The sequence below is a fragment of the Vibrio sp. Y2-5 genome, assembly GCF_014596725.1.
Classification (GTDB): Bacteria; Pseudomonadota; Gammaproteobacteria; order Enterobacterales; family Vibrionaceae; genus Vibrio.
The window spans coordinates 823,289-848,434 of record NZ_JACVEG010000001.1 but is presented as its reverse complement, the minus strand read 5'-3'; the positions used below and the strand labels follow the sequence as shown (position 1 = coordinate 848,434).

Below are 25,146 nucleotides of genomic sequence, written 5' to 3'. Positions count from 1 at the left end.
CGCGTATCCCCCAGAAACTCAGTCCGAGATTGGAGCGGAAATTAACATAATTTTGATAGTTTTAGCAATAGAAAATTGACTATGAATATCGATCTTTCTTACAAAAAGAACATGCAACAGTGAAGGATTGTTCGGTATATAAACGATACAAAAAAGAAAAGCCCTTGCATGGCAAGGGCTTTGAATCGCTAATATTAACTATGATGTGGTGTCGGTGGTTTTTAATACATCATTCAAGAAAGCTGCTGCATCAAAACTTCCGCCTACGTCATATGTGGCTAAATCAAGATTTTCAATTACAATGCTTTGCTCACCAGCATCGTGAGTAACAACAAGAGTCACATCGTTATCAACAACTGAAACATCAATGTTCTCTACTAACTGTTGTAAATTATTTGCATCGTTTCCATCTTCTTCAAGGATGTCCCTAACATCAATTTTATCGCTACCTAACGCGAAGTTTTTAACTGTGTCAGTGCTGTTATCTAAAGCGGAATCAAGCCATGTGAAGATGTTTGTCCCATCATCACCCACCAGTTCATCGTTTCCTGTATTCGCATAAACCACATTACTTTCATATGCGTTTTCAACATCTAAAGATACTTGGTAAGTTATAACTTCCCCGTTTTCATCTAATGGCATTGCGTCTTCAGAATCAACCACCGTGTATTCGAAAACCGGGTCGTTGAGAACCGCTTCTTCACCAGAGATATAAGAAACAACATAGTTTGAGCCACTACTAGAATTCGACTCACTACCACTAGTGTGAGTTGATTCACTGAACTCAATCTGGACTATTGGATTATCATCAGGAGCAGAATAGCTAACGTCTGAGCTTTGACTAACAGAACCATCACCATAATACATTGGGTCTGATTTCGTTCCATCAAGGTACGTATAAACGACCGTTGCCTGATGATTGCTGTTCAAACCATCAACGCCGAATGAAACTGAACTAAGTGGGTTAGCACTTAAATCGAATATTAAGGTTTCGCCATTATTGATCCCATTACCCGTGTCGACACCAAAGCCCTCTCCTTGGTTGTTATCATCGTTACCATTATTTGTTTCAAATGACACTTCTCCCTTAGAACCACCACCCAGCTCACTAGTCGCAGATACAATTATTATTGCTCCATTACTCAAGGTATAGAAAGCATCACCATTTTCATATTTTGTGTAGGTTGTATCTTCATTAATCGTAAATGCATTTGGCTCCCCAGCTTTGTAATAAATGCTGTTTGGGTCAAATTTCGTAGGACTGGCGTTACCGTCTACGTACAGATCACCTTCTTCGATAAGAACATAATTATTCTGTTCAGCATTCCAATAGTACAAAGAACCTTGTTCAGGCAATTGGCTTATATAAATAAACAGTTCTTGCGACTCGATCAGGTCTTGATTTGGGTCATCAAGTACAGGGTTAGTTGATAAGTAATCTACATCTTCATCTGAGATGTGATCTTCCGAAGGTACCAAGTTATTATCAAACACAACTTTGACTAATTTAACTTCTCCTTTACCGTCACCGAAATCAAACAGAACGCCTTCGGCATCGGTTACGTCCAGTGTGAAGTTTTCACCCAAAGGCGATTCATTTACATTTCGTTCAAATAATTCTACAGTCGCATACACCTTGTCTCCGAGCTCTCCTTCTCCAAAATCTTCTTGTACATAAACTGTTATTTGATGGTCATTATCCCCATCTTCATAATTTGAATAATATTGAGCACCGAGAGCGGTTAAACTAATTTCACCAGTCGAAGAATTGATTTGGTATAAATCAAACGTATTTTCGCCAACAGTCACCGATACATTATTTTCAATACCGTAGTTTAAGTTAACAGTATCAACATCAGTAGCTTGAACTTGGCCAATAGTATCTCCTTCGCCTTTATTTTCGTCGTAATAAAATTTATAAGTTGCTATTGCAGGACTTTCGCCATCATTCGTCGCCTCTTCAAAGTCATTTCCTGGCAAATAATTATTTGGGTCATCAGATTCGTCTGTTTTATCAGAGTAAGACGTATCAACAAAGGCTGGCGGCTCATTTACGTTCATTTCATTAAGTGTAACAGGCACCTTTACAGAAGGGTTAAACCCATCAGATACCACAACGTAAACATGATGCTCGTTGTCTGGTCCGTTTGAATCTTCAAAGTCATTTGTATACGCAGCAGCGCCTTCAGCTGTTAAATAGATTTCACCTGTTTCTTTATCGATAGTGAAATAGTTAATATCATTTGGGTGGTCGGGGTCTACCTCAAGTGAAAATTCAAGCGTGCCACCACCATCAGGGAAATCAGGGTCAAATGCTTTTACTTGCCCCAAAACAGTTGGATTTTCGCCGTCAATACCGACGCTGTTTTCAAAATAGCTTATGTTGTACGCTTCTACCTGACCATCTTCATTTTCATCTACAGATGTATCGTGTGTATCTTCATCATCTAAACCGTCGTCAACGAAATAAGGCGATTGATCTGCCTCTAATGCCGCGGCACTTACAACAGGAGCGATAGGTGCGAGAGCTTGTGCAACGACTAAGTCAATAGCCAAACTTTGTGTTTGAGAGAGACCTGAATCTTGGAGACCATGAGTATCAAATGCTGTTTGAGCTAGTACCTCAGCAAGTGTCATATCAATGGTACCCGTGTCAGTAGGGCTGGAACCATTTGCTCCACCAGCGGCGGTTGCTTGATCAGGATTTAATGTAGGGTCAACACCTTGCTCTAATTGCGCGAGAATTTGAGCGATCTCATCATCGAGGTTGAGCTGGGTTGGTTGATTATCAGGTTGAATTAACTGGGCTTGGACCTGTGGATCAGGCCCGTCACTCACCGTCATCACCACCTCACCGGGAGCAGGTGCAGCGCCAGCGGTAAGTTCTCGAATTTGACCTTGCCTATCTATGACCAAAGTTATGTTAGCTAACATAAATTGGCTGAGTGTACGTGCATTCATGAGCCTATTCCCTATGAGCGTGTCAATAACACGTATGCCCACCGTCTCTTACACTACAACTTGTATGGGTGTTCACACGCCACTGCGTGAGCAGTTTTCATACTTAAACATTAGTAAGAGCTAATTGGACATTCAACTGATTTAGTAGAGCAAAGGCCTAAACATCAACTAAGGTTTCAATAAATAAGGGAAATAATCATTGGTACTTTTTTGAACTAAACTCTCAAAATCCTAATTTATAAACTAAGCTTGCATAAACTAAGGCATGACCTTTTATCACTCGCCCCCAAAAATGAAGTATCTCAATGGTCGAGTAAGAGATAATTCCACATTAAGGAGCTTCATAGTGAAACGGAAACTTTCATTCTTAACAGGATGTTTGCTACTGGCTTCCGCCTCTGCTTATGCGCAAACATTAGAGCAAGCCGTCGCCATAGCATTAGCAAATAATCCTGATATAAAAGCTAGCTACAACCAATACGTAAGTACCGTTAATGACAGCAAAGCGTCAGGCGGTAAATATCTTCCTACTATTGATTTGGACGCAGGCATTGGCTACGAAGGTATTCGCCCAGCTTCAACGAGCGGACGTGACGATACCGACCTCACCCGAAAAGAAGCTAGCATTATCCTCAACCAACTTTTGTGGGATGGTAATGGTACATTAAACGATATGGATAGAACCGCCGCTGAAGCAGAATCCACGAGGTTGCAACTGTTAGATGACGCATCAAACTTGGCACTCCAAGTCACCGATGTCTATCTCAATGCAGTGAAAGCCACGGAGATCTTAGCTCTTTCTGAAAGCAATTTATCTGTGCATGTTGATATTTACCGAGACATTAAAAAACGAGTCGACTCAGGTGTAGGTTCAACGGCAGATTTAACTCAGGTAGAGGCTCGGATTGCAAAGGCACAAGGTAATCTACTGGCGGCTCAGAACAACCTTTTTGATACTCATACTCAGTTTCGCCGACTTGTAGGACAAGAACCTCTAGGGTTGATTTACCCTCGTGCCGATGAATCAAAAATTCCTTTATCGCTGACCGATGCGTTAGTTGAGGCATTTGATAAACACCCTGTCATCAAAATCGCTAAAACAGATGTAGATGCGGCGCGTTTCCAATACAAACAGTCTAAAGCGCCTTACTACCCGACGTTTTCCATCGAAGCACGCCAAACATGGCGAGACGATGCAGGAGGTTATGAAGGGAATGCCGATGAAACCGTTGCAATGCTGCGCATGAGATACAACTTGTATAACGGTGGTAGCGATAGTGACCGCAGTGAAAGTTCTGCTTACCAATTAAATAAGGCAAAAGACTTAAGAGACAGCGCTTATCGTCAAATTGAAGAAAGCTTGCGCTTATCTTGGAGTGCTCTCGATTTAACACTTCAACAGAAAAACTTCTTAGCTGACCATGTTGACTCATCTGCGCAAACCGTTATTGCTTACGAGAAACAATATGGCATTGGTCAACGTACCTTGCTTGATTTGTTAAACACCGAAAACGAGTTATTTGAAGCTCGTAAAGAGTATCTAGATGCTCACTATGCCGAGCAATACGCTAAATATCGTGTAATGAACGCGACGGGAGTATTAATCGACGCACTTCTGGTTGATATTCCTGAAGAATGGACCAAGGAAGTGGAGTATTAATTATGAAGATGAACATTCTGTCACTAGCAATACTCGCTGGCCTTACCTTATCAACGTCGGTATACAGTGCTGAAGAGTACGAATACATGGCAACACCGACGGCCAACCAAATTGCCGATTTACAAGATGACGACCAAGATGGCGTGGTGAATGGTCGAGATATCTGCCCGGGAACCCCTGAGGGCTCTGAAGTAGACAATGATGGCTGCGGCGAAGTGCGACGGGACCAAGATGAGCGTCAACTGCGTATACTGTTTGCCAATGATTCCTATGAAATCAACCCTGTATTTGCGAACCAAATACAAACCATGGCCGACTTTTTAAAAACGTACAAATCAGCTTCTATAGAAATTCAAGGTTACACCAGTAAAGTAGGGTCCGATGAATACAACTTGGAACTATCTAAGAAACGAGCGGAAGCAGTAGAACAAAAATTGCTTTCGTACGATATCAGCCCAAACCGAGTCAGAATTGTTGGTTATGGTGAAAGCCGCTTAGAAAACCCAGGAGATGACCCAGCTGCGCATGCGGTAAACCGAAAAGTAACAGCGACCGTGGTTGGTCTAAAAGAAAAAGTCGTCGAAGAGTGGACCATATTCTCAACGTTGAAAAAACGTTAGTGTAACGCTCCGCTTATAAAAAAAGCCCCTCAGATATTTAATCGAGGGGCTTTTTGTTTTCAAACTTCGTCGCTTTTTGTTTTCAAGGTCTATGTTAAAAACGTCGATTAGGCTGCTTTTTTCTTTGGCAGTGACGCACTTAGCAGGAAATAACCAACGACAGCCGCTAAGGTGGAACCCATCAAGATACCAAGACGAGCATAGGTATCGAAGTTTACAAAGTCCGCACCAAAGGCCAGCGATGAAATGAAAATCGACATTGTAAAGCCAATACCACAAAGTACAGACACCGCGAATATATGTTTCATGCCAATGCCTTCAGGTAATTTCGCAATACCCAGTTTTACCGCAACCCAGCTGAAGCTAAAAATACCTAACGGCTTACCAATAAACAGTCCTAGCGCTACACCCAATGGTAAAGCTTGAGTCAAACCACTCAGTGAAACACCTTCAAGTGAAATACCCGCATTAGCGAATGCAAACAGAGGCAATATACCGAAAGCTACGTATGAATGAAGACCGTGTTCCAAATGCTTCAATGGCGAATGCTCTTTATCTTTACCTTTTAAAGGAATAGAGAAACCAATAACCACACCCGCTAACGTTGCGTGAACTCCAGATTTCAGTACCGCCACCCAAAGAATAAAGCCAATGATTAAGTACAAACTAATCTTGGTCACATGCTTCGCGTTCATGATGAACAATATCGCCGTCATCAGGAAGCCAACAGCAAGCGCCATCGTCGACAAATCGCCGCTATAGAACAATGCAATAATGACTACCACGCCCAAGTCATCGATAATTGCCAAAGCAAGCAAGAATACCTTCAAACTGATTGGAACACGGCTACCCAGTAATGCCATGATACCTAAAGCAAATGCGATATCCGTTGCTGCTGGAATGGCCCAACCTTGAATCGCGGTTTCGTTAGAGATGTTAAACATCACATAAATAAGCGCAGGGGCAAGCATACCACCCACAGCCGCAATTGCTGGGAAAATCGCGGTCTCACGCGATTTTAGAGCTCCCTCGAGCAATTCGCGTTTTACCTCTAAACCGATCAACAGGAAGAAAATAGCCATCAAGCCATCGTTGATCCAGTGTGAAACAGACATACCCAAAATGTACGTATGAAGACCCGCTTGGTAGAACTCATTAAGCGGAGAGTTGGCAATTACCATAGCTACAGCGGCTGCAATTACCAAAATTATGCCACCAGCAGACTCCATTTTTAAAAAGTCGCGAATGATATCAGTCATTTATCGTCCTTATAATTTCGTTATCTCGATACATGATTTAGAACAGATGCACAGGAGTTTAGTGCTTTAGAACATTCTTGAACAATCGCTTGTAATGACTCCACCCTTCGGCTTTTCCGAAACAAACAAACATTTAGAACACATATTCCGTATTAACTACTATTTGGTAAGTATAGGAAAGAATTAATTGTCTAAACAATGTTGGTTACTGAAATATCTCACCTCCAAATACGGAAAAAGGAGCATTCGCTCCTTTCTATTCATCATTTTAACTAGCCGCTAATAACCTGTTAGCTGCATATAGCCTTGCGCTATATCGGTACCCGTTGTCTTTATTGCTCCTTCCCAATAAGGAACAACAAAAGGTAACCAAGACTGTTTGTTCACTGGTGCTGTTTTCAGGTCGATGTTGTATCTGGGTACCAAGATGCGCCATTCCAAAGGTAATACTCTACCCCCCTCTATCACTGTTTTATTGAGTGGTAGAATAGCAATATCTTTGTTCTGCAAAACGATGGTTTTTTCTTTTGAAGACAAGGTTCCAAACAAATATGGCAGTTCTTCTTCATGTCGGTAGCGATTTACAGATAAAGTCGTGTCTTCATCGAGCTTCAATACAAACTTGTCCCAGCCCTGTTGTTTGTTCGACATCAAACCACTGCCCCATTCTTTGCTCATGAAAGCCGAGCCTTCAACCGCAATTGGATCAGTGTCCTTCGTCAACTTTAGCTGACCATAAACCTTAATAAATGGCGCTTCCAGGTTGTATGTCGCCGTTGGTTCTGTTTCGTGTTTTCTTTGAAAACCTTTGTCTCCGGGTAAAACGTACGGTCCACTTAAATCACTGTATAGAGAAAGACTGAAGGTATCCGTTTTAACGTCAAGATGCCCAGGAAAAAGATTTCTTCCCAATGCACGCCATGCCCAATCATCAATCCACATACGCAGAGGCAAAGCATTGACTCCAGCCTGACCAATACCACCACGAGCTACTCGCTGCTCTCGCCAAACCTTTCTGTTTGAAGAAATCACTGCGGACGAGAAATAAACTTGCGAGTTTAACCAACCAAGTTCCTCTAGCCGCTCGTCATGAGCGATACGGAAAAAACTCCACTGAACAGAATAAGAATGACCTTGTTTGTCACGGACATTGGCAAAATAGTGAAACCATTCCTGCTGATAGTCAGGATGAAAAGGTGAATCTTTTGGTAAAGTAACAGGATTATTTGGCAACACTGGTGAGAAAGCATGCTTTGAATCCGAAGACAAAAGCGCTCTTATCTCATTGTTGGGCTCAACTTCGTCTTCAAACTGATAGTCATGATAAACAATACTCGTAACAGAGACGACTGAGGCAAAAATCAATAAACCAATCAGATACTTGAGGCTTACTCGAACTTTCATTACAAAGCATCCCTCAATGACTTCATCGGTGACTTACGAACTAAACGGAAAATAGGTAGAGCCCCTGCAACGATCAGCGCTAACATCGAAAGGACGACCGTTTTTACATAGGTCATTGGAACAATTATCAGCTCCATCGTCCAGCCAAAGGAAGGACGGATCACCACATCGACAACCAGTTTCGCCAGCCCCAAGCCTAGTGGCATTGCAATCAACATCGAAATCAAACCAAAAACAAACAGCTGCAATGCACCCAAACCAACCAACTCTTTTGTAGATACACCTAAACAACGTAACAAAGCGATGTGTTTCTGACGAGATAGCTCACCCGCCAAAGTCGCAAAAAAGATACCGCAGACAGCGATAAGCAAAGTTATGTTGCCTAAAGTATCTGCAATCACAAATGTTCTATCAAACACCCGCATTGCCTGACGATGAATAGTACTGTTATCCATTACACGCTCTGCATCAAGGTGGAAAAGCGAATGCAATTTACTATTGAGCTTCTCACCCTCTGCTCCGTCATTCAGAACAATACCCAATGCAACATCGCCAGTGCCAGCAAAAGCGTGTAACCAGTTCTCGTGTGACATCATGATTTGGTTGTAAGGGTTACCATAATCGTAATATACCCCGACAATTTGCCAGCCTGAACCAAGAGGCTCTGAGAGATCTACCATATCTCCCGGTTTCAGATTCAGTTTAATGGCCATTGATTCGCTGACCATAATGCCTTTGGAGTGATGCAAATAGTACCAGTAGTTAGGAATACCAAGTTTCACCGTCAGTGAGTTCGCCTCACCTTCGGAATCACCAGTACTCACGACTTGCAACGTACCTTTATTGGAAGGAAACTGTTTTTCCCAGCGCCACCATACATCTTTAACTTCAGACTGATTACCTAACCAACCACTGATCATAGAAGCAGAACTGTTCGTAGGATATAAATACATGTCTGCTGCTAATCGTTGATTGAGCCACTTGTCAGTGGTATCTCGGAAGCTACCCACCATGGTAACCACACCTATATTGGCTGCCATTGCAATCATAAATGCCATGGTAGCTACGCCACGGTAACTCATGCTTGCAGCCGCGTCGGCAAAGAACCAGCGAGCTTTTACCCAACGTAAACTATAGGAAAAGCTATTAAATAGTTTCCAAATTACAAATGGGGTAAACAGTGCAGCACTCACTAGCATTAATGCAATAATCGTGTAACCCGTTGATTGTGTTTTGGGCGCCTGATAAATAGCGATAGCGGCAACAGCCAAAGCGCCACCGATAAAAGCCTGAATGCTAAACTCCGAACCAGCAAATCTTGCGAGCGACAAACGGGTACTTAAACGGATAGGCTGAGATTTTAATAAACGTACCAAAGGCCAAGCACAAGAAGCAAAAGTCCCGCACACTGCCATCAACAAGCTGTAACTGCTCCATTCCCAGTCCCAGTCGATCGACAAACCTACATTTGCGTTATATAAATCGGCGAGACTGACTGACACCGAAGGAATCAGTTGATTTGCCAGCAAAAGACCTAAGCCATTACCGCAAACCCAGCTCACAAAAACCAACGCAAAAAGCTCAAGCATTAGCGCTTGCGCCAATTGCCAACCATTCACACCAGTTTGACGCAACATACCCACTAAACGCTGACGCTGAATCAACGATAAAGACATCGCTTGGTAAAAAATAAACAGTCCGACTAAGAAAGAAAGCATACCCATCGCGGTGAGATTCATATGGAACGCTTTGGTCAGTGATTCCAATTCTGAACGTGTACTACGAACCAAAATCATGCCGTTTGGCAAACTGCCCGCCAGTTTTTCAAGCTTTTCTTCAGGCATTGGGCCGCAAGCAATCACGGAAAAGCCTGAGCTTTTCTTCAGTTGTCGCACCAAAGACATATCAGCAACTAATCGGGTACCACTCACCATACCATGGCGGTCAATAACCAACGGACCAAGTTGCTCACCGTCGTGCAATTGAATCATATCGCCATCTTCCCAGCCTTGGTGAGCTGCATACTCTTGCCCAACCATAACCGGATACGGAGGTTGCATCAGTTCCAATGCTTTGATATCGCTCAGTGTTTTTTTGCCTACGGCAGGAACAAAAGCTAAAGGATCAATACCGAGTAGCGTTATATCCTTACCAAGTTTCGTTGTCAGGCGATAGCTATCAAGAGGAGCACACTGATGAAAACCATCACGGCGTAACTGGATATAAAAACCTTGGGGAATTTTATTAGCGACTTGTTTCGTACGAATGCGATAAGGCAGAGGATTGGCAAAAAGTTTTTCACCATTTTCGTAACTTTGACGAGCGTGTTGATTAATCGCAGTTACACCAACAAGAAGAGAAATACCAAGGGTAAGACCAAACCAGACGAGAATGATCTGTAAAGGATAACGACGATAGTGACCGAGTAGTGCTTTAACTACGGGCCATAACATGAAGGTGTCCCCCTTGAAGACGAATACATCCTTCCATATGCTTTGCAACCCTCTCACTGTGAGTCACAAGAAACAAGGTACATTTAAGTTGCCTTGCCAGTGAAGTCAGCAGCCTCATCACTGCCTCAGCGTTGCGTTCGTCTAAACTACCTGTCGGCTCGTCAGCTAAGAGGATCTTAGGTTCCATATATAAAGCACGCGCAATCGCTGCTCTTTGCTGCTGACCACCCGAAGCTTCTTCAGGGTATCGACCTAGCAGTGGCATTAGGTCAAGCGCAGAAATGATCTGACGCCATAATCCTGTATCTTCAGGCAAGCCTTTTAATTGGCGGCAAAAACGGATGTTGTCGGCAATATTAAGCGTAGGAAGGAGGTTAAACTGCTGGAAAATATGACCGATGTTGTTACGACGGTAAGCCGTTCTTTGAAATTCAGAAGTGTTGTGCATTGCGAAATCTGGAAACCAAATTTCACCGGAATCAACAACATCTAAGCCCGCAATAAGGTTTAGCAAGGTACTTTTACCAGAACCGCTTTCGCCCATTAGAGCCAGTTGATCGCCTTGATGAATCGTCAGTTCAGCGCCCTGCAGCACAGGATGGAATTCACCACCATCTACATATCCTTTGCTCAGGTTTACCAGCTGTAACATCAATCATCACCGTAGACTAAAATTGGACTCAGAATCTACACTAATTCCCTTTCAGTAGGAAGTATTTTGCAGCGTTCTCACACCGAGTTGTTGTAAAATACAGCAACTCGGTAGACAAAATTCAACTTCCGATTAAATTTCGCATCCACTTCTTACTTCTTACGCGATAAAAGCACCCCACCCATTTCACCACCTCTTCACTTAAAAACAAAAAGTAGATCCATTCAGGGCTAGCATTAAGATAAAGCGCAGCAAAAGCAGCAAGCGGAATACCAACAACCCATTGGGCAATCAAATCCTGACCTAGACAGAATTTCACATCTCCACCTGCACGCAGTACACCGACAATCGCTACCATTGGTATTGAACGAAGAACGATACCCAAACTCAAAATCAGCATAAATTCTTCGACAAGTACTCGCGTCTCTTCCGTTAGAGCGCTAAACGAATTGAGAATAGGAATTTGCAGCAGATACAGCAATCCAGACATAAAAATGGCGGTAATAAAGTTAACGCCAATCACTCCAATAGCTTGGTAGTAAACCGCCTCATAATTTTTTGCACCTAGCTGGTTACCAATTAATACCGCGGCTGCGTTGGAGAGACCGATCAACAAGCTTAGCGAAATAGATTCAACCGGAGTCATGACCGATAACGCAGCAAGCCCCTGCACGCCGGTTTGCCCCATGATCGCGTGATAAACGAATAATCCACCAGACCAAGCAAGGAAGTTGAACGTGGTTGGCAACGACAGTTTTAAGAACCGAACCACATTGTTCAGTTCAACTACTTTACGTATGTCCTCAAAACCAAACGCCAATAGGTGTTTTTTGCTGTAGAGGTAACCATATAAACACGCCACTTCTATCGCACTACTTAACACTGTAGCAATAGCCGCCCCTTTAATACCTAAAGCCGGAACACCTAATTTCCCGAAGATAAAAACCCAGTTCAGCAATACGTTCGAGCCAATGCCAATGGCACTAAAGAAAGTACTGATTCCCGGCTTATGCATCGCTCGAAGTCCGACAGCCATACTGTTTGCGCTGGCTATGGCAAACATACTTACGGAAGTAATAACTAAATACTGACTGCCAAGTTCGTTGACCATTTCTGAATCTGTCGTCAACGCCATAATGTCGTGCGGAAAAATGACAAACAAGACGACCGTAAACAGAGCAAATGTCATCGACATTAACCACGTCAATGCTGTGCTGCTTCTTAGTCCGTCGCGATCTCCTGCCCCCCAGAACTGCGCAGAAAGCAAAGCGCCACCCGCTGAAATACCAACAAGCATAATGGTTGAAACAAAGGTAGCACGCGCAGCAACACCAACTGCGGCTATTTCTGCCTCTCCCAACTGACCAAGCATTAATACATCGACCAATCCACGGCTCGAAAGCAGCAACATTTGCAAGCTAATAGGAAGCGCTATCGCGACTAAGCGACGTAAAAAATCGCCTTTTGTATGGAGTAGAACTTGGGATAACAGAGACAAACGACACCCCTAGAGACAAAGGATTGATAGAAAGAGAAAAAGTAAGTGGCTATTATACTCATTAGTGCATAATCTAACCAACATAATGCAAGGATAATGAATGAAAAAAGTACTCGTGCTTGGCGCATCTGGCTATGTTGGTTCGCAGCTATTACCGTTACTGCTCAACGAAGGCTACGAAGTTACCGCCGCAGCTCGTCACATTGACTACTTACAAGCTCGCGTAGCACCCCATGCAAAACTGACCATCACCCATCTCGACCTTGCCGATAAAAAGGCGACAATGGAGTTAGTACCGCAATTCGATCTCGTGTTCTTCTTGGTTCATGGAATGGCTCAAGGTCATGATTTTGCAGAGTATGAACTCTCTTTAGCGAGTAATTTCAAACAGGCGCTGGATATAAGTCAGGTAAAACACGTGATTTATCTCAGTGCGCTTCAGCCACAAACTGGAAATTCAGAGCACTTAAAGGCGCGTCAGCAAACGGGTGAAATACTGAGAAAAAGTCATGTCCCAATTACAGAGCTGCGCGCGGGTGTCATTATTGGTCCAGGCTCTGCTGCTTTTGAAATCATGCGAGATTTCGTTTACAACCTGCCAGTTCTCATCACACCGAAATGGGTGGATTCAAAAGCGAATCCTATCGCACTAGAAAATTTGAATCACTACCTGCTGCAACTTGCCAAAGAGCAACCGACTTCTCATCAGCTTTATCAGGCTGGCGGCCCTGACACCCTATCCTATCGTGAGCAATTTCAGATCATTTGTGATTTGGCAGGTAAGCCGTTTCGGTTATGGTCTACATCACTGCTTACCCCGCAAATGGCCTCTTACTGGTTAGGGGTTGTGACTTCTGTTCCTTCAAATATTGGGCGCGCTCTTCTTGCGGGTTTAGAACATGACTACGTGGCCGATTCTCATCAACTAACCGCACTGTATCCACAAACACTGATCCCCTACCGTGATGCAGTAAAAAGCACTATCGAACACGAGGGAACCTTTGTTCGCAGTAAAGTTTGGGGCTTTGAACCTAACGCATTAAAAAGATGGCAACCCGGTTTTGGTTATTATCCAAAACAAGCGGGAGCAACGATAACAACCGATTTAACCAACAGTGAGTTATGGCAAATCGTTAAAACCATTGGTAGTAAAGAAGAAGGTTACTTCTTCGCCAATTCGCTTTGGCGTACTAGAGAATGGCTAGATATTTTCTTTGGTGGCGGACGTCCAGTTCGTCGCAGTCCCGAAGGTCCAGAACTCAAAGTTGGCGACTATATCGATTCATGGAAAGTTATTCGCTGTGACCCCAATCAGTTTTTATCGCTGTTTTTTGGAATGAAAGGCCCCGGTTTAGGGCGATTAGAATTTACCATTAAAGACTATGGAGACCAGCGTGAACTGAATGTTACCGCTTGGTGGCACCCGCAGGGCTTCCTCGGTCTCATGTATTGGTTCGTGATGATGCCTGCACACTTGTTTATCTTTAACGGCATGGTTAAAGCGATAGTCAGAAAAGCCGATAGTCAGAAAGGCAAAAGATAAGCCATAAGTGGAGTGTAAAAAAGGCTCTGAGAATTCTCGCAGAGCCTTTCAAAATACTAAAAAGACAAACTATTCCGCTTTAAACGACAACGGAATCTCTGCCTGTTGTTTGCCCTGATTAGCGGGAAAAACAAGATACTCGCCGTGATATTTCACATTCGATTTATAGTCGGTTTGCTTATGCACCATAAAGCCCGCGGCACTCGCCATTTCAACAAACTGGGCATGATTACCGCGCACAAACCAGTTCATCGGCTTCACCATCAGTTCACCATCAAAGCAAGAATCACACTGCTCCGAACACAAAGCCAACGAGTTTTGACCGTCAGTAAAGATCTGTACTTTGCCAGCACCAACCAGAGGCTCAGAAGTTGAAACTTCCCAATCAGCCTGCTCCATCTGATCTAAAAACGCTTCAATCTTGCTATCAGTGATGACGTTATTCGTTTCACTTTGATAGAAATTTTTATAAAAAGCCGAGATACGTTTGAAAGTAAACAGTAACTCTGACTGATTGCCTTTAGAGCGACCAGCCTTCAGCCAACGAGTTAAGTCATCAACGACACAGCGGTCAAAACGTTGTGCTTTGATCGCTTTAGATACCCAATGAACAAGAAAATGGTTGTTGGCAACTGGCGCATTCACCAGTTTCCCGGATTCATGCTCAGCGGCTAATTCACTCAATGCTGAGTTAACGACATTTTGAATTTCTAAGTAATATTCTGACACTATGCTTTTCTTCCTAATGTCCAATAGAAGGTTGCTGAAAGTACTGAACAGGCAGACATAACCAATATCATCGGCCATGCAACACCACTAGGCATTGATGCAACGATAGCACCAACCACCGAACCTGTACCAAATCTTAGCGTTCCCGCTAATGACGAGGCCGTGCCCGCCATCCTAGGGTAACGGCTTAATAATAGAGCCATAGAGTTACTGCCGATGGTTGAAATCGTACCCACAAACATCACGACAAATGGCACTGTACCCCACAGCCCCCAACCCATCAGCCAGCTTAAGAACAAACCAAAGCCCGCCATTAACTGAATGAATAAGCCAAAACGTAGCATGGCATGAGAGCCCACTTTCTTGACGAAACGTCCGTTAAGGCTAGTCATAGCAATCATAGCGACAATGTTAAGACCAAACAGATAACCGAACTCACTTGGGCTAACGCCATACAAATCAATATAAACGAATGAGCCAGCGGTCAGGAAAGCAAACATACCGGCAAACGAGAACGCGCCAGAGAATATCAGACCCATCGCAAAGCCAGCGCGGCACAACTGCACATAGTTGCGAATAGTACTGCGGAAATGCAGGGGTTGACGATTTTCAGCTGAGAGTGTTTCTGGAATTTTCCAAAGCACCATTACGATGACAACAAAGGCAAAGATTGCCAAAACCCAGAATATCGACCGCCAGCCAAACCATACGGCTAAATGACCACCAATCATAGGCGCAGCCAGAGGCGCTAGAGTAATCACCAGTGTCACGAATGACATCGCACGCGCGAAATCTTCACGATCATACAGGTCGCGCACAACCGCCTGAATCACTACCGCTGCCGCAGCGCCTGCAAAGCCTTGTGCGGTACGAATATACGTTAATGCATCAATACCATTGGTGGTTGCACTGACAATAGAGGCAATAGCAAATAAGGCGATGCCCACAAGCATCACTGGACGGCGACCAAAACTGTCCGCCAATGGCCCGTGCAGCAACTGACCAATAGCAAAACCTGCGGTATAAGCTGTCAGCGTAATTTGTACCGCCCCTGCGCTTACGCCTAAATCTTTGGCAATCGCTGGCATTGCTGGCAAATACATATCAATGGCCAGAGGTGTTAAGGCACCTATCGCACCTAAAACGATGAACATTACAAAGCTGATCTTAGCGGCGTCACTAGCGGGCGACGTAGTATTTGGTGTCATATATCTCCGGTCGATGTTAGAACAAGCACATCATCGAAATGACGCACTCAATAATAGCTTATAAGGAAGGACTCAATGTCCAAGTTACAAGAACTGTATCGGAATGCTGCTTTTTGGAGGAAACAATAGCTTCCTCATGATTCGCTTGTTTAGCGATAATCAATGTATTCAAAAACAAATAGTTAATGAAGCGATCACTTCCAGATTGAAGCAACTTCGTCTTCGGTAAGGTAGCGATACTCGCCAGGTTCTAATGATTCATCCAGAACGATGCTACCTACACGCTCACGATGAAGTCCCACCACCTTATTACCCAGTGCTGCAAACATTCGTTTCACTTGGTGATACTTACCTTCATGAATCGTCAGAAGTACTTGCTTCTCATCAATCACATCCATTTGTGCAGGAAGTGTCAACTCGCGTTCGTTACGCAGTTCGATGCCTGTTGCAAATTTTTCTTGGTAGTCTGCTTGGATAGGGTCATCAAGCCAAACACGGTATAATTTGTCACATTTGTGTTTCGGAGAAGTAATGCGGTGAGACCATTGGCCATCATCGGTGATAAGCACTAAGCCCGTCGTATCGACATCTAATCGCCCTGCAAAATGCAAGTCATTCATATTCACTTCATCAAGCAGAACAAAAGCGGTGTGATTAAAACCATCTTCATGCGAACAAACATAACCTTGTGGTTTGTAAAGCATGATGTAACGCGGACCGCTGATTTTTATTTCACGGCCTTGCCATTCAACATCAGACTGCTCTGTCACTTTAAACGACCCGACTTTCTGAACAACACCCTCAACGGTGACTTCGCCACTTTTAATAATTTGAGTCGACTCTTTGCGCGTTGTACCTAGCGCGTCACACAAAAATTTATCTAAACGCATGAATACCTCATCTGCTTGAAGTCGGGTATTATACGCAAGTCACTCAAATTAGTTGAGCTATTTCACAGAATTATTCGCCCATTTGCATGTATACACTTCGCCCTTATCAAGCTGACTCAGTGAAAGCTGTTATTCACTACTTTCGCAAGCATTCCACACCTGCAGTTATAGTGCTGCCAACAGGTGCGGGCAAAAGCTTGGTCATTGCAGAATTGGCAAGATTAGCGAAAGGACGCGTTCTGGTGCTCGCTCACGTAAAAGAGTTGGTAGAACAAAACCATGCCAAGTATGAAGGTTACGGTTTAACAGGATCCATTTTCTCGGCAGGTCTAGGGCGAAAAGAAACGGATCAACAAGTAGTATTTGCATCGGTTCAGTCTGTAGTGCGCAATTTGGATTCATTTAAAAACCAGTTTTCTCTGCTGGTTATTGACGAATGCCACCGCGTTCCTGACGATAAAAACAGCAGTTATCAAAAGGTAATTTCCCATCTGTTGGAACTGAATCCGGGCATGAAAGTTCTTGGATTAACCGCAACGCCTTACCGATTAGGCATGGGTTGGATTTATCAGTATCACACTCGCGGACTCGTGCGCAGCGAAGAGACTCGTTTCTTTCGTGACTGCATCTTCGAACTGCCTATTCAGTACTTGTTGGATGAAGGGTTCTTAACTCATGCACGCTTAATTGACGCGCCCGTTCTCAGCTATGACTTTTCTCAACTCAAACCTGCTAATACTGGACGATACAAAGAATCTGAACTGGATTTAGTCATCGAGCAATCCAAGCGTGCAACGCCGCAGATTGTGACTCAAATCATTGAGCTTTCTAAAGACAAACAAGGTGTGATGATTTTTGCTGCCACTGTGCGTCACGCGCAAGAAATCATGGAGTTATTGCCTGAAGAGCATTCAGCGCTAGTGATCGGTGATACCCCTTCACCAGAACGTGACCGTATTATTCAAGCATTTAAGCAGCGTGAAATTAAGTATCTGGTCAACGTGTCAGTACTGACAACAGGGTTTGACGCACCGCATGTCGACTTGATTGCCATTCTGAGACCGACAGAATCCGTCAGTTTGTACCAACAAATTGTGGGGCGTGGGCTTCGTTTATCTGAAGGAAAAGACGAGTGTCTCGTGCTCGATTATGCAGGTAATACCTACGACCTTTATCAACCCGAAGTCGGCGACCCTAAGCCTGACTCCACCAGCGAAATCATTACGATTCCCTGTCCTGCCTGCGGATTCAACAATAACTTCTGGGGCAAACTTGATGCAAACGGCTTTCTTATCGAGCACTACGGGCGAAAATGCCAAGGCTACTTCACCGATGAAGAAACCAACGAGCGCGAACATTGTGGATACCGTTTCAGAGCCAAGTATTGTGGTGAGTGCGGAGCAGACAACGATATCGCAGCACGCATCTGCCACGAGTGTGATGCCACTTTGGTTGACCCAGATAAGAAACTTAAAGAAGCATTGAATCTTAAAGATGCCTTGGTGTTCGAATGTTTAAACATGACCTTAAACGTTCACAAAGATGACAAAGGCAAATCGCAGTTAAAAGTGACTTATATTGGTGACAATAATGCGCAGGTTCATGAGTTCTGGGCATTGACCACTCCCAAACAGAAAGCCGTGTTTAAAGAACGTTTTGTCCGCCCTCATTTAGCAGACAGACACCGTCCTTTCGAAGAGGCTTCACCATCAAAAGTGGTCGATAATCAACATCGTTTCCGTCCACCACAATTTGTGATTGCCAGAAAATCTGGCCGATTCTGGAAAATGCGCGACAAAATATTCGCAGATGAGCTAGTGTAACTTCTCGGTCTTTCAGGACGATAGAATTCACATCCTATTCATATTGCGATTTTTATACTGCACCAATCATGACGTAACGGACGCTTCACATGCTTAACTCAAAACTCCATACCGCTTCTTTGATTGCTCTTCTGGCAGGCTTGTGTTCTATAGGGGCAACCTCACTAGCCTTTGCCGAGCAACCTGCGCTTAATGATCCCATTCAGGATACCTATAAAGAAGGGACTCAAGTCAAAATCGATGAAGATCAGGATGAAGTGTATGACGCCGTTCAAAAAGGACTGATCAAACCTTTTTCAGAGCTCTACGCAGCAATAGACAATCAACTTAATGGCCGTCTTATTAAAGTCGAACTTGAAGAAGATGACTCTGAATGGATTTACGATTTAAAATTAGTTCATGAAGATAAAGTGATACGTGTTGAGTACAACGCAACAACTCTTGAGCTAATGTCTATCAAAGGCAGAGACGTGCTTAGCATAATTAAAAACAGAGACGCACAATGAAGATTCTTGTAGTTGAAGACGACCACAAACTCAGTGAACAAATTATAGCGGCGTTAGAGGACGCTGGCTGGGTGCCAGAAGCTTCTTTTGACGGCGAAGACGCACTATACAGAGCAACAACCGAGGAATGGGATTGTATCGTTCTTGACTTAGGTTTGCCTAAACTAGACGGTATATCGGTACTGAATAACCTGCGTGATGAGCAAATCAATACACCAGTGATCATACTCAGTGCCCGCGATACACTGACACAACGCGTTGAAGGCTTAAACGCAGGTGCTGATGATTACCTAACCAAACCTTTTGAACTGGTTGAACTGATCGCGCGTATTCGTTCCCAATTACGCCGAGCTTCCGGTAACGCATCGCCCGTTTTACAGGTTGGCAACCTCAGCCTCGACACCAGAAGCTCCGTTGTAATGTGGAAAGACCAACCGCTAAACCTTACGGCACTGGAATACAAAGTCATCGCTTATTTCATGCATAATCCGGATAAGGTGATTTCACGCAGTGAACTGGTTGAACATATCTACAAACAAGATTTCGACCGAGACTCCAACACAATAGAAGTGTTCATTGGCCGTATTCGCAAAAAAGTAGCACCGGATGTCATCAAAACAGTGAGAGGTTTGGGGTATCAACTGCATGCCCAATAGACACTTTTCGTTAAGATACACACCGTTAAAACATCTCAGTATTAAAAACCGCTTACTGCTGGCTGCCATTCTGTGGCTGAGCGCCATGATACTTGCTGCCGGTTATCTTATCCCTAGTATGGTAAAAGACTACTTGGTTGAAGATGCCCAAAGTCAGTTGCGTCTTTCAATGGATGAACTCACAGCTAATTTGGAAGCAGATAGTAACGGCAGACTTAGTCTTAGCCGCCGTCTTTCCGATCCCAGATTCAACCAACCCTACAGTGGTGTTTATTGGTCTATGACTATTGATGAAAATGGTAGCGAAAACTCCATTCGCTCCAGATCACTCTGGGACAAAACACTGGTTTCCGAGCAGCACGGTCACAAAACCCTTTATAAGGGAGCAAAAGACGAAAACTTAGTTGTTCTCACTCAAAATATCTATTTGCCTGAATACTCTCGCCCGATCCACATCATCGTCGGTATGGATGAATCCCCTATTCAGCAGACGCTCAAGCAAGTGATTGGTCAACTTTGGATCATTCTTGCCCTGCTCTTTTCCGGTGTTTTAATACTGATAAGTGCACAGATTTCCTGGTCGCTTTGGCCACTAAGAAAAATGCAAAATGAGCTCGCTTTGCTGCGCAAAGGTGAACGGTCCGGCCTCAATGAAAATTACCCGAAAGAAGTTTACCCATTAGTTAAAGACCTCAACGCACTGCTGTTCCACTATCAAGAGCTGTTAGAACGCGCTCGCAACCATGCAGGTAACCTATCACATGCTCTAAAAACTCCGCTTTCAGTACTTAGAAACGAAGTAGCAACTCTGAGTGAAGAGAACAAAGAAAAGCTACAGGAACCTATCGAGCAAATTCAGCAACATATAGATTACCATCTCGGCCGAGCACGTATGGCAGGCTCTGCGAACATTCTCGCAGTGAAAACCTCAGCCTGCGAACGAGTGGATGCTATTTCAATGGCCTTTGATAAAGTTTATGCCGCACGTGAAATCACATTGGTCAATGAATTAGACTCAAACCTCTCCGTTGCGGTAGAACCGACAGATTTCGATGAAATGATCGGCAACCTGCTCGAGAACAGTTACAAGTGGGCAAATTCACTAATAAGGGTTTACAGCGTTGCTGAAGGCAAAGAACGAATCAATATCTGTGTGGAAGATGATGGTGCGGGTATCAGTGAAGAAGATATAGAGCATGCGATAAAGCGCGGGATTCGTTTAGATGAAACCGTACCGGGAACAGGTTTAGGGCTCAATATCGTGAGCGAAATGGCACACAGTTACCGAGGAAAATTGTCGCTTTCAAAAGGGCAATTAGGCGGCTTAAAGGCAACATTAACTCTACCTGTAACAACAGCTTGATGAATCCTTGCTCAATAAGGGATACATATGGATAAGATTCACCTTCATCACGACATTTTTATTGCTACATCCCTGATTGAATGATAGTATCCGCGCTCGTTTTGATAGACACACTTGATTTATCAAACGTTATTACAACACAAGGTCGCATTGTGTTGTGCATCCAATTTTTACTAATTTTGAGAGTAAATACTATGAAATTTGAAGCAGTAGTACGTACTGAACTAGGTAAAGGTGCGAGCCGCCGCCTACGTCACGCTGGCCTATTCCCTGCTATCGTTTACGGTGGTGAGGCAGCGCCTGTATCAATCACTCTAAACCACGACGAAGTGATTAACCAAATGGACAAACCTGAGTTCTACGAAGGTATCGTTCTAGTGATTGATGGTGCTGAAGTTAAGGTTAAGCCACAAGACGTACAACGTCACGTGTTTAAGCCAAAAGTTGAGCACATGGACTTCATCCGTATCTAATTCCCCACCAAGGAATTAGCTGGATAGAATCCACCTTTTGCATATATAAGATAAATCAGCCTTACCATCTGATAAGTCTAAAAATTCGAAACCCCGATGCTACCAACATCGGGGTTTCACCGTTTTAAAAGCCGAAAAAAGCCATTTTAACCTTCAATTACAAACACTTAGAATACTTGACTAGTTTATGGGTGTAATTAGGGTGGTATAAAGGTGGTATTATACAGTAGTTTATATTGCCCTCATTTTCCTAATCTTCGGCGTGAGCAGCAGCATATACATCCTCTATCAGGTAGTTGTATTTCTCTGGAACTAGAGCTAACTCACCCCATCCTAGATCTTCAAAACACAGACCTATACCGTTCTCTGTAACCTTTCCGTAAATAAGTACATAACGCCCTTCTGTATTATTTCCTATACCATGTTCATGCTGTAACCAGTGTGGCGTTTTAATACAGAAGTCTTTAACGGTCGGAGATTTGTCTAAGTAGGTCATTCGAATATTACTATCTTTTGGTGGATTACCGTGATGGACGGAATTCCTTAACTTCGCAAAATACAATTTAGGTTTAGTATCTTCTTTAGTCACACCTGCTACATCGTGCAACAATGAGGTTAAGGCTATTGCATGTTGATACCCCGGTAAAAAATAGTATCTATAGTAGTTTTTATCGAAGTCTCGGCAGATCCCTCTCAGAGAAGTGATTTTGCTAGGCACTTTAAATGTCTCACCATCGTGAACACCAAGAGGTACTTCAGCTTCAGGACCATCAACGTCTTCAATCTGAGCTTCATCAAATGGAGTAGGAGTACCAACTGGACGCTGTTCTGGCTTGTCTTTCATAAATCCACTAACAATAACCAATTCTTCATTATCTATTGCTTGAGTAACTGATTCGAAACTAGTGTATTTTTTGCCAGGTGCTTTTTTACCAGATCTTAAGTGGCATTTAACGCCACTATATCGGCCAAGATGACGAAAATGAGCTTCCATACTAGATGTTGTATGGTCTTTATCCTGGGGGACACGTATTAAATTAGTAAAACACTCTGGACAGAAAATATGATCTCTCATTTCAACTTCATATTCATCAGGTTTTACTCGTACTGAGCTCCTTAGCAACGTAGCACGATTACCACCTTCGTACTGCCAGTCATCTAAATACAAGGCATGTACAATTCTACGATTTAATTCAGTCATACGCGTTCCTTCCTTCAAATTACTACGTCTATTGATTTGGATTTTATGGAACAATATACCAATAAATCACTTAAGTACTTGATGTGGAGATTATTTTATGATCTGAGTCGTAGAAATTTTTCTAGCCTAAAAAGCGTTCTTTTTAAGCTGATTTTACTTTATGAAGAGAGCTATCCTTGATTTAGGAATCAAGAAAGACTTCAATACCAAAATGAATGTGATGATGTCCTATGGAAGCACTGGACAAAGCAAAACACACCCAACGAAATAATGCCTTTAATGCCACCAAGCAGCATGCGTGTTTTGATGAGCATGGAAAAGGGTCATGTTGTATCAATGGAACCCATTCCTGAAGACTGTGTAGTGTTCCGCACTGAGGATATTCCGAAGTTACTAAAAGAGCCGGGTTACTTTACGAACGTTGCCGATACTGCCCTATCTCAATTAGCTATGTGTGCTGAGCAAGCGATGTTGCTACGTAGGTAGGATGGAAAGAGAAGCCCCAAGCATTGGCTTGGGGTTTCTACGTGATCTCAGAACGGAATATCATCATCAAAATCCATTGGAGGCTCTAGATACTGTGGATACTCTTCAAAATTCCTTCGCCTTGGAAGTTCTAAAGGTAATTGTAGTACTTTACGAGAACGATTAATGGAATGAATTATTTCGTCACTGATACTTAAAGCTTCAACAGGTAGCGTTTTGATATTTTTCAGTTTCTCAATACTCTCCCTTATCTCTTTGACGGTACGTGTTAGGTCTGCCCTTATTGTTTCCGCGTCTGTAGTAACATCATATACATCTCCATTTAAGCGTCGAATTTCCTCTCGGTAACTTGCTACTTCAGTGTCAATTTTGGCCATTTTATCAGCGTGCTCAGATCTAAACTGAATGATCGTTTCTGACATTTTCTGCTTTTCAACAACCCAATTGTCTAACTGCCTATCTCGTAATTTCCTATTTTCTTCTTCGTCAGAATCTAACTTAGCAACAGTAGTTCTTTTTACCGAATAGTAATGATCTTGCAGAGTCTTTTGTTTGAAAGCATTACGTCGCTTATTAATGACTCCATCGACAATCCTTTCGTAACACATGTTAAGTACTGGGACAAAAACAAGATAAATAAAACATAGTCCTAGAGGTACTAAGAAATCATTATGAACTTCAAACGTAGACCCTTTGACCATTGCAATTTTTCCATTGGTATCGCTCAACAAAAAAACAATAACATCAGTGATATTCCAAATAGTCCAAGAAAATACATAGGCTCCAACAAGAGGATTTTTTAATCTACTAATAGTGTTTTCTTGTAGTGAGTTAAGCAGTGTTTTCAAACATCCCCCTGACACTTAACAGCTATAATGCTAATAATCATAGAGTTACCGTTTATCATACTATCAACTAAATGTCTGCAATCACTTGCGTTACGCATCACGTTTACTTCAAGAGCTTCAAAAAGAATATTAACTAGCGTTTTGGCGGTGGTGCTTTAGAGCACCGAAAAATTTTTATTTCGCGCGAGTTGGCCTCGTGTGAATATCAATAATCCTCAGAAGAACCTATCTTTTACACAGCAAGTCATTACCATACTCATAAGCTGAAAGCAGCTTTAGCCCCAAAGGAGAAACTTCTTTCTGGATAATATCTCTAGCTGATAGAGTTCCTAGATAATTAGAACACTGAGAATTAGAATAAGGAGAAGACATCGTCTGAGCGTTATCAATGGCTAAAGAACTATTAAATATTGATGGCATATTGTCAAAAATCTCTTGGTTACTTGGCAATGCTCCATCGTTCTTTGCACATTCATCGACAAATAGATACAAATCATCTACGAAAACCATATCTATTGCTTCTAAACTACGTTTAAAAGTTTTCAAATCAACCACTTCATTAATGTAACCAAGAAAAACACGGGCTATAAAACTGGCTTTTCGTTCATCAGATAGCTTGTTAATACAATTGAGCAATTGCTCATATAGTCTTTCTACATTTTTTTCTTTACTCGCTAGTTTGTTCTTCAGCTTAACTTTTTCTTTTTCTGGGACAGAATCCAAATCATTTAGAAATACATTTAGTTTTCGTGCAAAAAGGTAATCTGGGATGCTATTTGTTCCAAGCTTAAGCAGATTAACCACAACATTCACCACAGGAATCTCTTTAACTAATTCATTTGTCACGAGCTGATCAATGGCTAATTCAATCGCTTCTTTCGTCAACTCTGCTATCTCATCTTTTTTCATATAA

Annotated in this window: 21 protein-coding genes; 9 read left to right on the top strand and 12 right to left on the bottom strand. The window is 42.9% G+C overall.

What is annotated here, in order from left to right:
• Positions 1-198: 198 nt before the first annotated feature.
• Positions 199-2,961 (bottom strand): type I secretion C-terminal target domain-containing protein, encoded by a 2,763-nt coding sequence (locus HUO09_RS03925; protein ID WP_188233033.1) that lies wholly within the window; start codon positions 2,959-2,961, stop codon positions 199-201.
• 346 nt (positions 2,962-3,307) lie between these two features.
• Between HUO09_RS03925 and HUO09_RS03920 the strand changes: the two genes are divergently transcribed.
• Both HUO09_RS03920 and HUO09_RS03915 read left to right on the top strand, forming a co-directional pair.
• Positions 3,308-4,621, top strand: coding sequence for a TolC family outer membrane protein (locus HUO09_RS03920; protein ID WP_368484439.1), 1,314 nt, complete (start codon positions 3,308-3,310; stop codon positions 4,619-4,621).
• Entirely contained in the window at positions 4,621-5,241 is a 621-nt protein-coding gene (locus HUO09_RS03915) for an OmpA family protein (protein ID WP_373563682.1), read from the top strand. Before HUO09_RS03920 ends, HUO09_RS03915 begins: the two co-directional genes overlap by 1 nt.
• A gap of 107 nt (positions 5,242-5,348) precedes the next feature.
• On the opposite strand, the gene nhaA is transcribed toward HUO09_RS03915, so the two are convergent.
• The 5 genes from nhaA to HUO09_RS03890 form a co-directional block, all read right to left on the bottom strand.
• Positions 5,349-6,500, bottom strand: a complete 1,152-nt coding sequence (gene nhaA / locus HUO09_RS03910; RefSeq protein WP_167413135.1) for a Na+/H+ antiporter NhaA — start codon at positions 6,498-6,500, stop codon at positions 5,349-5,351.
• A 279-nt stretch (positions 6,501-6,779) separates the two neighbouring features.
• Entirely contained in the window at positions 6,780-7,904 is a 1,125-nt protein-coding gene (locus HUO09_RS03905) for a lipocalin-like domain-containing protein (protein WP_188233032.1), read from the bottom strand.
• Positions 7,904-10,357, bottom strand: a complete 2,454-nt coding sequence (locus HUO09_RS03900) for an ABC transporter permease (protein ID WP_188233031.1) — start codon at positions 10,355-10,357, stop codon at positions 7,904-7,906. The genes HUO09_RS03905 and HUO09_RS03900 overlap by 1 nt, the downstream gene beginning before the upstream one ends.
• Positions 10,338-11,009: an ABC transporter ATP-binding protein gene (locus HUO09_RS03895; protein ID WP_167413132.1), complete on the bottom strand. Its 672-nt coding sequence runs from the start codon at positions 11,007-11,009 to the stop codon at positions 10,338-10,340. The genes HUO09_RS03900 and HUO09_RS03895 overlap by 20 nt, the downstream gene beginning before the upstream one ends.
• 121 nt (positions 11,010-11,130) lie before the next feature.
• Positions 11,131-12,507, bottom strand: coding sequence for an MATE family efflux transporter (locus tag HUO09_RS03890; RefSeq protein WP_223159284.1), 1,377 nt, complete (start codon positions 12,505-12,507; stop codon positions 11,131-11,133).
• A gap of 100 nt (positions 12,508-12,607) precedes the next feature.
• On the opposite strand from HUO09_RS03890, the gene HUO09_RS03885 reads away from it, so the two are divergent.
• Positions 12,608-14,050, top strand: a complete 1,443-nt coding sequence (locus HUO09_RS03885; RefSeq protein ID WP_188233030.1) for a DUF2867 domain-containing protein — start codon at positions 12,608-12,610, stop codon at positions 14,048-14,050.
• A 69-nt stretch (positions 14,051-14,119) separates the two neighbouring features.
• Here HUO09_RS03885 and HUO09_RS03880 read toward each other — a convergent pair whose 3' ends face one another.
• The 3 genes from HUO09_RS03880 to rsuA all read right to left on the bottom strand — a co-directional run bounded on the left by HUO09_RS03880 (position 14,120) and on the right by rsuA (position 16,877).
• A complete protein-coding gene (locus HUO09_RS03880; protein ID WP_188233029.1) occupies positions 14,120-14,779 on the bottom strand; it encodes a DUF2913 family protein in 660 nt (219 codons plus the stop codon).
• Positions 14,779-15,987 carry a Bcr/CflA family multidrug efflux MFS transporter gene (locus HUO09_RS03875; RefSeq protein ID WP_188233028.1) on the bottom strand — a complete coding sequence of 403 codons (1,209 nt, stop codon included), beginning with the start codon at positions 15,985-15,987 and terminating at the stop codon, positions 14,779-14,781. Before HUO09_RS03875 ends, HUO09_RS03880 begins: the two co-directional genes overlap by 1 nt.
• 194 nt (positions 15,988-16,181) lie before the next feature.
• On the bottom strand, positions 16,182-16,877 hold the full coding sequence (rsuA, locus tag HUO09_RS03870; protein WP_188233027.1) for a 16S rRNA pseudouridine(516) synthase RsuA: 696 nt from the start codon (positions 16,875-16,877) through the stop codon (positions 16,182-16,184).
• Positions 16,878-16,963: 86 nt separating this feature from the next.
• On the opposite strand from rsuA, the gene HUO09_RS03865 reads away from it, so the two are divergent.
• The 5 genes from HUO09_RS03865 (at position 16,964) to rplY (ending at position 21,698) form a co-directional block, all read left to right on the top strand.
• Positions 16,964-18,700 (top strand): DEAD/DEAH box helicase, encoded by a 1,737-nt coding sequence (locus tag HUO09_RS03865; RefSeq protein WP_188233026.1) that lies wholly within the window; start codon positions 16,964-16,966, stop codon positions 18,698-18,700.
• Between the two features lie 89 nt (positions 18,701-18,789).
• Positions 18,790-19,206, top strand: a complete 417-nt coding sequence (locus tag HUO09_RS03860; protein WP_223159282.1) for a PepSY domain-containing protein — start codon at positions 18,790-18,792, stop codon at positions 19,204-19,206.
• On the top strand, positions 19,203-19,862 hold the full coding sequence (locus tag HUO09_RS03855; protein WP_167411711.1) for a response regulator transcription factor: 660 nt from the start codon (positions 19,203-19,205) through the stop codon (positions 19,860-19,862). The genes HUO09_RS03860 and HUO09_RS03855 overlap by 4 nt, the downstream gene beginning before the upstream one ends.
• Positions 19,852-21,225: an ATP-binding protein gene (locus HUO09_RS03850; RefSeq protein WP_188233025.1), complete on the top strand. Its 1,374-nt coding sequence runs from the start codon at positions 19,852-19,854 to the stop codon at positions 21,223-21,225. Before HUO09_RS03855 ends, HUO09_RS03850 begins: the two co-directional genes overlap by 11 nt.
• 194 nt (positions 21,226-21,419) lie before the next feature.
• Complete coding sequence (rplY, locus tag HUO09_RS03845) at positions 21,420-21,698, top strand: 50S ribosomal protein L25 (RefSeq protein WP_167411713.1); 279 nt, start codon at positions 21,420-21,422, stop codon at positions 21,696-21,698.
• 250 nt (positions 21,699-21,948) lie between these two features.
• On the opposite strand, the gene HUO09_RS03840 is transcribed toward rplY, so the two are convergent.
• The gene (locus HUO09_RS03840; RefSeq protein ID WP_188233024.1) at positions 21,949-22,899 is read right to left on the bottom strand and encodes a hypothetical protein; all 951 of its coding nucleotides are present in this window, start codon (positions 22,897-22,899) and stop codon (positions 21,949-21,951) included.
• A 306-nt stretch (positions 22,900-23,205) separates the two neighbouring features.
• Here HUO09_RS03840 and HUO09_RS03835 point away from each other — a divergent pair, with 306 nt between their 5' ends.
• A complete protein-coding gene (locus HUO09_RS03835) occupies positions 23,206-23,385 on the top strand; it encodes a hypothetical protein (RefSeq protein WP_188233023.1) in 180 nt (59 codons plus the stop codon).
• Positions 23,386-23,432: 47 nt separating this feature from the next.
• Here HUO09_RS03835 and HUO09_RS03830 read toward each other — a convergent pair whose 3' ends face one another.
• Positions 23,433-24,233 carry a hypothetical protein gene (locus HUO09_RS03830; protein WP_188233022.1) on the bottom strand — a complete coding sequence of 267 codons (801 nt, stop codon included), beginning with the start codon at positions 24,231-24,233 and terminating at the stop codon, positions 23,433-23,435.
• Positions 24,234-24,458: 225 nt separating this feature from the next.
• On the bottom strand, positions 24,459-25,142 hold the full coding sequence (locus HUO09_RS03825; protein WP_188233021.1) for a hypothetical protein: 684 nt from the start codon (positions 25,140-25,142) through the stop codon (positions 24,459-24,461).
• Positions 25,143-25,146: the final 4 nt, after the last annotated feature.

Excerpts from the sequence above, each read along its gene's own strand:
- HUO09_RS03925 (WP_188233033.1), bottom strand. The coding sequence starts at position 2,961 with ATGAATGCACGTACACTCAGCCAATTTATGTTAGCTAACATAACTTTG.
- nhaA (WP_167413135.1), bottom strand. The coding sequence starts at position 6,500 with ATGACTGATATCATTCGCGACTTTTTAAAAATGGAGTCTGCTGGTGGC.
- HUO09_RS03905 (WP_188233032.1), bottom strand. The coding sequence starts at position 7,904 with ATGAAAGTTCGAGTAAGCCTCAAGTATCTGATTGGTTTATTGATTTTT.
- HUO09_RS03900 (WP_188233031.1), bottom strand. The coding sequence starts at position 10,357 with ATGTTATGGCCCGTAGTTAAAGCACTACTCGGTCACTATCGTCGTTAT.
- HUO09_RS03895 (WP_167413132.1), bottom strand. The coding sequence starts at position 11,009 with ATGTTACAGCTGGTAAACCTGAGCAAAGGATATGTAGATGGTGGTGAA.
- HUO09_RS03885 (WP_188233030.1), top strand. The coding sequence starts at position 12,608 with ATGAAAAAAGTACTCGTGCTTGGCGCATCTGGCTATGTTGGTTCGCAG.
- HUO09_RS03875 (WP_188233028.1), bottom strand. The coding sequence starts at position 15,987 with ATGACACCAAATACTACGTCGCCCGCTAGTGACGCCGCTAAGATCAGC.
- rsuA (WP_188233027.1), bottom strand. The coding sequence starts at position 16,877 with ATGCGTTTAGATAAATTTTTGTGTGACGCGCTAGGTACAACGCGCAAA.
- HUO09_RS03865 (WP_188233026.1), top strand. The coding sequence starts at position 16,964 with ATGTATACACTTCGCCCTTATCAAGCTGACTCAGTGAAAGCTGTTATT.
- HUO09_RS03860 (WP_223159282.1), top strand. The coding sequence starts at position 18,790 with ATGCTTAACTCAAAACTCCATACCGCTTCTTTGATTGCTCTTCTGGCA.
- HUO09_RS03855 (WP_167411711.1), top strand. The coding sequence starts at position 19,203 with ATGAAGATTCTTGTAGTTGAAGACGACCACAAACTCAGTGAACAAATT.
- HUO09_RS03850 (WP_188233025.1), top strand. The coding sequence starts at position 19,852 with ATGCCCAATAGACACTTTTCGTTAAGATACACACCGTTAAAACATCTC.
- rplY (WP_167411713.1), top strand. The coding sequence starts at position 21,420 with ATGAAATTTGAAGCAGTAGTACGTACTGAACTAGGTAAAGGTGCGAGC.
- HUO09_RS03840 (WP_188233024.1), bottom strand. The coding sequence starts at position 22,899 with ATGACTGAATTAAATCGTAGAATTGTACATGCCTTGTATTTAGATGAC.
- HUO09_RS03835 (WP_188233023.1), top strand. The coding sequence starts at position 23,206 with ATGAGCATGGAAAAGGGTCATGTTGTATCAATGGAACCCATTCCTGAA.
- HUO09_RS03825 (WP_188233021.1), bottom strand. The coding sequence starts at position 25,142 with ATGAAAAAAGATGAGATAGCAGAGTTGACGAAAGAAGCGATTGAATTA.